The organism is Citrobacter sp. GW821-FHT02E08, assembly GCF_059421685.1.
Window position 1 is genome coordinate 81,051 of the sequence record NZ_JBWKVL010000018.1, and the last position, 8,469, is coordinate 89,519.

Below are 8,469 nucleotides of genomic sequence, written 5' to 3' on the forward strand. Positions count from 1 at the left end.
GCGTGCTTTTGAGTGATCGTTCTCACGAATTGATGTTTTTATGCAACAGTTCAAAGAAAGTTCAGCGGACTCAATGTATGTTACGCGGTTTTAAGTGATGTGTGGTTAGCGGGTATGTACGAGTTCAATCTGGTGTTGCTGCTGCTTCAGCAGATGTGCGTGTTTTTGGTTATCGCGTGGTTGATGAGTAAAACGCGTCTGTTTATCCCGCTGATGCAGGTTACGGTTCGTTTACCGCATAAATTCCTCTGCTATATCATCTTCTCTATTTTCTGCATTATGGGCACCTGGTTTGGCCTGCATATTGATGATTCCATCGCCAACACGCGTGCTATTGGCGCGGTGATGGGCGGTTTGCTGGGGGGACCGGTGGTCGGTGGGCTGGTGGGCTTGACCGGTGGCTTACATCGCTACTCAATGGGCGGTATGACGGCGCTCAGTTGCATGATTTCGACCATTGTCGAAGGGCTGCTGGGAGGGCTGGTGCATAGCGTGTTGATTCGCCGTGGCCGGACCGACAAAGTCTTTAGCCCGTTGACGGCAGGGGCAATTACCTTTGTGGCTGAACTGGTGCAGATGCTGATCATTCTGCTGATTGCCCGTCCGTTCGAAGATGCGCTGCACCTGGTCAGTAACATTGCGGCGCCGATGATGGTGACCAACACCGTCGGGGCGGCGTTGTTTATGCGTATTCTGCTCGACAAGCGCGCCATGTTTGAAAAATACACCTCGGCGTTTTCGGCGACCGCGCTGAAAGTGGCGGCCTCCACCGAGGGGATCCTGCGTCAGGGCTTTAACGAAGTGAACAGCATGAAAGTGGCGCAAGTGCTGTATCAGGAACTCGATATTGGCGCGGTGGCGATTACCGATCGCGAAAAACTGTTGGCGTTTACCGGGATTGGCGACGATCACCATTTGCCTGGCAGACCTATCTCGTCGACCTACACGTTAAAGGCGATTGAAACCGGAGAGGTGGTCTACGCCGATGGCAATGAAGTGCCATACCGGTGTTCATTGCACCCGCAGTGCAAATTAGGTTCGACACTGGTTATCCCGCTACGTGGAGAGAACCAGCGGGTCATGGGCACCATTAAGCTGTATGAAGCGAAAAATCGTCTCTTCAGCTCGATCAACCGCACGTTGGGGGAGGGGATCGCCCAGCTATTGTCGGCGCAGATTCTGGCGGGTCAGTATGAGCGGCAAAAGGCGCTGCTTACCCAGTCGGAAATCAAATTGCTGCACGCGCAGGTGAATCCTCATTTTCTGTTTAACGCGCTCAACACGATTAAGGCGGTGATCCGCCGCGACAGCGAGCAGGCAAGCCAGTTGGTTCAGTACCTTTCGACCTTCTTTCGTAAAAATTTAAAACGCCCGTCGGAGATTGTTACCCTTGCCGATGAGATTGAGCATGTGAATGCCTATTTGCAGATCGAGAAGGCCCGCTTCCAGTCTCGTCTACAGGTGACGCTGACCGTGCCGGACGCGCTTTCGCACCAACAACTGCCCGCATTTACCCTGCAACCCATCGTTGAAAATGCCATCAAACATGGGACTTCCCAGCTACTGGGAACCGGCGAGGTCTCCATTACCGCGCGCCGTGAAGGGCAGTATCTGATGCTGGATATTGAAGACAATGCCGGACTGTATGAGCCAACGAACAATGTCAGCGGCCTCGGTATGAACCTGGTGGATAAACGGCTGCGGGAGCGATTTGGCGACGACTACGGTATCAGCGTGGCCTGTGAACCCGATTGTTTTACCCGAATAACTTTACGACTTCCTCTGGAGGAACACGCATGATTAAAGTGCTGATTGTGGATGACGAGCCGTTAGCGCGGGAAAATCTGCGGATTCTGCTAGAAGTTCAGAGTGATATCGACATTGTGGGTGAATGTTCAAACGCCGTGGAAGCGATTGGTGCGGTGCATAAACTACGCCCTGACGTCCTGTTTCTGGATATTCAAATGCCGCGCATCAGCGGGCTGGAAATGGTGGGGATGCTTGACCCGAAACACCGTCCTTATATCGTCTTTCTGACGGCGTTTGACGAGTATGCCGTTAAAGCTTTCGAAGAACATGCGTTTGATTATTTGCTCAAGCCCATCGAAGAAACACGGCTGGAGAAAACGCTGGCGCGTCTGCGTCAGGAGCGGAGCAAGCAGGATGTTTCGGTACTGCCGGAAAATCAACAGGCATTAAAATTTATTCCCTGTACCGGACATAGCCGGATTTACCTGCTGCAACTGGATGATGTGGCGTTCGTCAGCAGCCGGATGAGCGGTGTCTATGTGACGAGTAGCGAAGGCAAAGAAGGTTTTACCGAGCTGACGCTCAGAACGCTGGAAAGCCGCACGCCGCTTCTGCGCTGTCATCGCCAGTATCTGGTTAACATGGCGCATTTGCAGGAGATCCGCCTTGAGGACAATGGTCAGGCTGAACTGCTGTTGCGTAACGGGCAGACAGTACCGGTCAGCCGTCGCTATTTAAAGACCCTGAAAGAGGCGTTGGGGCTGTAAATCATGTATACTCGTCGCGCTTCAAGTTGCAGCTGCGTTAGCTGCGCTCGTTCACCCCTGTCACATAGTTCTCTATGCTCCAGGGGATTCGCTCGCTTGCCGCCTTGCTGCAACTCGAACTGCTTAGAGTAGAGACTTAACCCCCGCATTTTTTATTTTTCACCATCACCGAAGGCACTATGGTCAGTAACGATATTTTACGCAGCGTCCGCTACATCCTGAAAATCAACAATAACGATCTGGTGCGTATTTTCGCGCTGGGGGAAGCCGAAGTGACGGCGGAACAACTGGTTCCCTGGCTGCGTAAAGAAGATGAAGAAGGCTTCGTGCGTTGCCCGGACATCTTAACGTCGTGCTTTCTGAACGGTCTGATTTATGAAAAGCGCGGACGTGATGAATCGGCTCCAGCGTTGGCGGTCGAACGTCGCATTAACAACAATATTATGCTGAAGAAGCTGCGTATTGCGTTTGCGCTGAAAACCGATGATATCCTCGCCATTATGACCGAGCAGAAGTTCCGCGTTTCGATGCCGGAGATCACCGCCATGATGCGTGCCCCTGACCACAAAAACTTCCGTGACTGTGGCGATCAGTTCCTGCGTTATTTTCTGCGTGGACTGGCGGTGCGTGAGCACGCGAAAAAAGCCTGAACGTTGCAGACCTGATGGCGCTACGCTTACCAGGCCAGTGCTACCCGACATAAAAAAAACGCTGCCGAAGCAGCGTTTTTTTATGCAGATTATTTCACCTGCTGACCCGGCTTCGCGCCTTCATCCGGGCTTAACAGGAAAATATCCTTTCCACCAGGACCTGCGGCCATCACCATCCCTTCAGAGATGCCGAAGCGCATTTTGCGCGGCGCCAGGTTGGCGACCATCACCGTATGGCGACCGATCAGCACCTGCGGATCGGGATAAGCCGTACGGATCCCCGAGAAGACGTTACGTTTCTCACCGCCAAGATCGAGCGTCAGACGCAGCAGCTTATCGGAGCCGTCAACAAACTCGGCGTTTTCGATCAGTGCGATGCGCAAATCCACTTTGGCGAAATCATCAAAGCTGATGGTTTCCTGAATCGGGTCGTCTGCCAGCGGACCGGTTACCGGCGTGCTCAGCGCTTTGACTTCTTCTTTAGAGGCTTCAACCAGTGCTTCGACTTGTTTCATCTCGATGCGGTTGTAGAGCGCTTTGAAGACATTTACTTTGTGCGCGAGCAGCGGCTGCGCCATGGCATCCCAGTTCAGTTCCGTATTCAGGAACGCTTCCGCACGTTCGGTCAGCGTTGGCAGAACCGGCTTCAGATAAGTCATTAGCACGCGGAACAGGTTGATACCCATTGAGCAAATCGCCTGCAGGTCGGCATCGCGGCCTTCCTGTTTCGCAACGACCCACGGTGCCTGTTCATCGACATAACGGTTGGCGACGTCGGCCAGCGCCATGATTTCACGGATCGCTTTACCGAATTCACGGCTTTCCCACGCTTCGCCAATTACCGCTGCGGCGTCGGTGAAGGTTTTATACAGCTGCGGGTCAGCCAGCTCAGAAGCCAGTACGCCATCAAAACGCTTGTTAATAAAGCCCGCGTTACGCGACGCAAGGTTAACCACCTTGTTGACGATATCGGCGTTCACGCGTTGCACGAAATCTTCCAGATTCAGATCGATATCATCAATACGGGAAGAGAGCTTCGCGGTGTAGTAATAACGCAGGCTGTCGGCGTCAAAATGGTTCAGCCAGGTGCTGGCTTTAATGAAGGTGCCGCGTGATTTTGACATCTTCGCGCCGTTCACTGTCACATAGCCGTGAACAAACAGGTTCGTCGGTTTGCGGAAGTTGCTGCCTTCCAGCATTGCGGGCCAGAACAGGCTGTGGAAGTAGACAATATCTTTACCGATGAAGTGATACAGTTCGGCATCGCTGTCTTTCTTCCAGTATTCGTCAAAGCTTACGGTGTCGCCGCGCTTGTCGCACAGGTTCTTGAATGAACCCATGTAGCCGATTGGCGCATCCAGCCAGACGTAGAAGTATTTGCCCGGCGCATTCGGAATTTCAAAACCGAAGTACGGCGCATCGCGGGAGATGTCCCACTGTTGCAGACCGGATTCAAACCATTCCTGCATTTTGTTTGCGACCTGCTCCTGGAGTGCGCCGCTGCGGGTCCACGCCTGAAGCATCTCGCTGAAAGAGGGCAGGTCAAAGAAGAAGTGCTCAGAATCACGCATTACCGGCGTGGCGCCGGAAATCACGGATTTCGGCTCGATAAGCTCAGTTGGGCTGTAGGTCGCGCCGCACACTTCGCAGTTATCGCCGTACTGGTCCGCCGCCTTACATTTCGGGCAGGTGCCTTTGACAAAACGGTCCGGCAGGAACATGCCTTTTTCCGGATCGTAAAGCTGAGAGATGGTGCGGTTTTTGATAAAACCGTTCTCTTTCAGGCGCGAGTAAATCAGCTCGGACAATTCACGGTTCTCATCGCTGTGCGTCGAGTGGTAGTTGTCATAGCTGATGTTGAAACCTGCGAAATCAGTCTGATGCTCCTGACTCATTTCGGTAATCATCTGCTCAGGCGTGATGCCCAATTGCTGTGCTTTCAGCATGATTGGCGTGCCGTGGGCGTCGTCTGCGCAGATGAAGTTAACCTGATGGCCGCGCATTCGCTGGTAACGGACCCAGACATCAGCCTGGATGTGCTCCAGCATATGGCCGAGGTGGATAGAGCCGTTTGCGTACGGCAGCGCGCACGTTACCAGAATTTTCTTCGCGACTTGAGTCATAGTAGGTATTACTTCTTCTCTATTAAAAGGGGGTTCTGATGTTACCTGAAAGGGAATAACTACGCCAAGTGATAAGGGCATTTATCCATAAATGAATATTTGTTACCACTGGAGTAGACTAGGTAGTTACAATCGTTTTTTCAGAACAACAAAAAGGAGTCGGGATGAACGCACAATCCCAGGCCAAATCACCAGAAACCTTGCGCGCTATGGTCGCCGGGACGCTGGCGAATTTTCAGCACCCCACCTTGAAGCATAATCTTACAACGCTTAAAGCGTTGCATCACGTTGCCTGGATGGATGACACGCTGCACGTTGAGCTGGTCATGCCGTTTGTCTGGCACAGCGCGTTTGAGGTGTTAAAAGATCAATGTAGCGGTGACCTGCTGCGGATCACAGGCGCAAAAGCGATCGACTGGAAGTTGTCACACAACATTGCGACGCTTAAGCGTGTGAAAAACCAGCCGGGTATTAACGGTGTTAAGAACATTATCGCGGTCAGTTCCGGTAAAGGCGGAGTGGGTAAATCGTCTACTGCGGTGAACCTGGCATTAGCGCTGGCTGCGGAAGGGGCGAAGGTCGGCATTCTGGATGCGGATATTTACGGTCCGTCTATTCCCACGATGCTCGGCGCAGAAAATCAACGTCCAACGTCACCTGACGGCACCCACATGGCGCCGATCATGTCTCATGGGCTGGCGACGAACTCAATCGGGTATTTGGTGACAGAAGATAATGCCATGGTATGGCGTGGTCCAATGGCCAGCAAAGCGCTGATGCAGATGTTGCAGGAGACGTTGTGGCCCGATCTGGATTACCTGGTTCTGGATATGCCGCCGGGAACCGGTGACATTCAATTGACGCTGTCACAGAACATTCCGGTGACGGGAGCTGTGGTCGTCACGACCCCGCAGGACATTGCGCTTATCGATGCTAAAAAAGGCATTGTGATGTTCGAGAAGGTCGAAGTGCCTGTGCTGGGTATTGTTGAAAACATGAGTATGCACATCTGTAGCCACTGTGGTCATCATGAGCCAATCTTCGGCACGGGCGGCGCGCAGAAGCTGGCAGAACAGTACCGTACTCAGTTGCTGGGACAGATGCCGCTGCATATTAGCCTGCGTGAAGACCTCGACCGGGGAACGCCGACGGTGATCAGCCGTCCTGACAGTGAATTCACAGCGATGTACCGAGAACTGGCTGACCGTGTTGCCGCGCAACTGTACTGGCAGGGTGACGTTATCCCGGGCGAAATTGCCTTCCGTGCGGTCTAATATTCGCTAATTTACGCCTCTAATCCGTTCGCCACATCAATATTAAACTGGTGTGGCGAACGCTTTTAACCTGCCATAGCTTCCATTTCGCTTATCTCTTTTAAAGATAACGCACATGTCTGAAATCGAAACGCAACGCGATGTAAGTTATGGCAGAACGCGTAAGAATGAGTTCGCGGTGAATAATTAAGAAAGCAGTTTCTGAGTTCCCCCTCTGAAAAGAGGGGGAAATTTGATTATCGGTGATAAAAAATCTCGCCGTCGTAGGCTTTCACGATTTTGCCATCGGTATCGTTGACCAGAACGTAAGCGCTGCCCATATAAGTCCAGTGAGTTCCCGCATCCGGAGCAGGCAGGTTGCGCAGTTGCCACTGTTTAATTTTGTACTCATCAGTAAGGTACAATTGCGGGACGGTATCCCCGGGTTTGAAATGGGTGAAGTCGGCAACAAATCCGCTTAATTCGTACTGAGCGATGCCTGTTTTGGCTCCCGTAGCGGCCCAGACGGTGCTGGTTGCTATCATCAGGGCGCCCATCAACATCATTTTCTTCATACCCATATACTCTCCACTTTCCACTCTATCGGGTCACAAAATTTAGCCGTGTATCATTCCCACTGCGTGGTATGTGTGACAAGCACTTTTTTGTAATCACACCTATTATTTCGTAAAAAGTGTAAACGAAAGCGCCAATAAACGGTATCACTAACCCGTAGTCCCTTTTGCGAACAGTGGTTTTAAGAATCATCCAGGTCAATTTTCGGTTTGCATTGCATGATGCAGACAACGTCGCTCTATATCCATGTTGAAAGAAGGGATTAATAATTATATTTTATTATCGCTCATCCTTAAGCGATTATTACTTACTTCGCATATCCAGCAAATTGGTCATTCTTCATTACGGCAATTTTATGGTTTTTATAAGTGATGATTTTATAGATCCCTTGTTGCCATGTGGCACCGTATCCACCGGATTCAATCACCACCGCCGGTTTACCATCGACCGTGACGCTCTCGTTAATTTTCCAGATGATTTTTAAGCCGTCATAGTGCTTGATGATTGTTTGGCTATCAGAAACAGCCTGGTGATGACCACACGTACCGGCAGCATCCTCGACTTGCGTACAGCCAGATTTCTCCAGCTTATCGCGATAAGAATGGCTGATAGCAAAAGCCGGAGAGGTGGCCAGCGTAGCCAGAACCAGAGATACAATTAGCGTTTTCATTAATAACCCTCGCTGTTGGCGTTTTTGTGATGGTGGTGAGTCTGTTCGGTTTTATTACTGTACAGCGCGTTGGCATTTTCTAATGCTTGTTTCTCCGCTGCGGCGTTAATTGCCGATTGGCGGTTTTGATCTGCGATATAGCAAGCATCGCGACTGACGCCCTGAGACTCGCATGCCGCCATACGAGAAGCGGAGGTCGAGCAGCCACTCAGAATAGCGCACGTGGTGGCCAGAATAAGAATAGCTTTCATCATATACCTTTATTTATTTGAAATATGTCTTCATGTCATCCCCCTGTTATATAAAGGGGAGTGCCGTTATTAGAAACCGATACCCACGCCTGCACCCATCGCAAAATCATTATTGGTTGAATCGCTAATTCCTGCTTTGATAATGGTGTTACTGCCTGCGTGGAAAGATGCACCAACACTTAACGCTTGCTCATTTTTAAAAGAACCCACGCCAGCAGAAACCATCATGGCCTGGCTTGCCTGAACCTGCGGCATTGAAGCAATCGCAATTGCTGAAGCAGCGCCGCTGCGAGCCTCTTTTTTATTACTATCGACTTCATCTTTTAACGAATTGAACTGCGCATTGCTGCTGGCTGATCTTACCCGCGAATAGTGGACACGCGACTAAGTGAGTAAACTCTCAATCAGAGGTGACTCATGACAAAACCAG

At 51.3% G+C, this 8,469-nt stretch carries 9 protein-coding genes; 4 read left to right on the plus strand and 5 right to left on the minus strand.

What is annotated here, in order from left to right:
- Positions 1–114 precede the first annotated feature (114 nt).
- The 3 genes from AC07UY_RS19400 (at position 115) to AC07UY_RS19410 (ending at position 3,166) form a co-directional block, all read left to right on the plus strand.
- Positions 115–1,800 carry a LytS/YhcK type 5TM receptor domain-containing protein gene (locus AC07UY_RS19400; protein WP_494661266.1) on the plus strand — a complete coding sequence of 562 codons (1,686 nt, stop codon included), beginning with the start codon at positions 115–117 and terminating at the stop codon, positions 1,798–1,800.
- Entirely contained in the window at positions 1,797–2,516 is a 720-nt protein-coding gene (gene btsR / locus AC07UY_RS19405) for a two-component system response regulator BtsR (protein WP_494661265.1), read from the plus strand. Before AC07UY_RS19400 ends, btsR begins: the two co-directional genes overlap by 4 nt.
- 179 nt (positions 2,517–2,695) lie before the next feature.
- Positions 2,696–3,166, plus strand: a complete 471-nt coding sequence (locus AC07UY_RS19410) for a YehS family protein (RefSeq protein ID WP_494701777.1) — start codon at positions 2,696–2,698, stop codon at positions 3,164–3,166.
- Between the two features lie 89 nt (positions 3,167–3,255).
- Here the strand turns inward: AC07UY_RS19410 and metG are convergent, their stop codons facing one another.
- Positions 3,256–5,289: a methionine--tRNA ligase gene (metG, locus tag AC07UY_RS19415; protein ID WP_494661264.1), complete on the minus strand. Its 2,034-nt coding sequence runs from the start codon at positions 5,287–5,289 to the stop codon at positions 3,256–3,258.
- A gap of 164 nt (positions 5,290–5,453) precedes the next feature.
- Between metG and apbC the strand changes: the two genes are divergently transcribed.
- On the plus strand, positions 5,454–6,563 hold the full coding sequence (gene apbC / locus AC07UY_RS19420; RefSeq protein ID WP_494701778.1) for an iron-sulfur cluster carrier protein ApbC: 1,110 nt from the start codon (positions 5,454–5,456) through the stop codon (positions 6,561–6,563).
- 236 nt (positions 6,564–6,799) lie between these two features.
- On the opposite strand, the gene AC07UY_RS19425 is transcribed toward apbC, so the two are convergent.
- The 4 genes from AC07UY_RS19425 to AC07UY_RS19440 form a co-directional block, all read right to left on the minus strand.
- Positions 6,800–7,123 carry an RcnB family protein gene (locus AC07UY_RS19425; protein ID WP_490470342.1) on the minus strand — a complete coding sequence of 108 codons (324 nt, stop codon included), beginning with the start codon at positions 7,121–7,123 and terminating at the stop codon, positions 6,800–6,802.
- A 302-nt stretch (positions 7,124–7,425) separates the two neighbouring features.
- Positions 7,426–7,788, minus strand: a complete 363-nt coding sequence (locus AC07UY_RS19430) for a hypothetical protein (RefSeq protein WP_494701779.1) — start codon at positions 7,786–7,788, stop codon at positions 7,426–7,428.
- The gene (locus AC07UY_RS19435; protein WP_494701780.1) at positions 7,788–8,042 is read right to left on the minus strand and encodes a hypothetical protein; all 255 of its coding nucleotides are present in this window, start codon (positions 8,040–8,042) and stop codon (positions 7,788–7,790) included. The genes AC07UY_RS19430 and AC07UY_RS19435 overlap by 1 nt, the downstream gene beginning before the upstream one ends.
- 66 nt (positions 8,043–8,108) lie before the next feature.
- Positions 8,109–8,294, minus strand: a complete 186-nt coding sequence (locus tag AC07UY_RS19440) for a YadA C-terminal domain-containing protein (protein WP_494701781.1) — start codon at positions 8,292–8,294, stop codon at positions 8,109–8,111.
- Between the last annotated feature and the right edge of the window lie 175 nt (positions 8,295–8,469).

Bases quoted from the DNA above. Each gene is read 5' to 3' on its own strand.
- AC07UY_RS19400 (WP_494661266.1), top strand. From the start codon at position 115: ATGTACGAGTTCAATCTGGTGTTGCTGCTGCTTCAGCAGATGTGCGTG.
- btsR (WP_494661265.1), top strand. From the start codon at position 1,797: ATGATTAAAGTGCTGATTGTGGATGACGAGCCGTTAGCGCGGGAAAAT.
- AC07UY_RS19410 (WP_494701777.1), top strand. From the start codon at position 2,696: ATGGTCAGTAACGATATTTTACGCAGCGTCCGCTACATCCTGAAAATC.
- metG (WP_494661264.1), bottom strand. From the start codon at position 5,289: ATGACTCAAGTCGCGAAGAAAATTCTGGTAACGTGCGCGCTGCCGTAC.
- apbC (WP_494701778.1), top strand. From the start codon at position 5,454: ATGAACGCACAATCCCAGGCCAAATCACCAGAAACCTTGCGCGCTATG.
- AC07UY_RS19425 (WP_490470342.1), bottom strand. From the start codon at position 7,123: ATGGGTATGAAGAAAATGATGTTGATGGGCGCCCTGATGATAGCAACC.
- AC07UY_RS19430 (WP_494701779.1), bottom strand. From the start codon at position 7,788: ATGAAAACGCTAATTGTATCTCTGGTTCTGGCTACGCTGGCCACCTCT.
- AC07UY_RS19435 (WP_494701780.1), bottom strand. From the start codon at position 8,042: ATGATGAAAGCTATTCTTATTCTGGCCACCACGTGCGCTATTCTGAGT.
- AC07UY_RS19440 (WP_494701781.1), bottom strand. From the start codon at position 8,294: ATGCCGCAGGTTCAGGCAAGCCAGGCCATGATGGTTTCTGCTGGCGTG.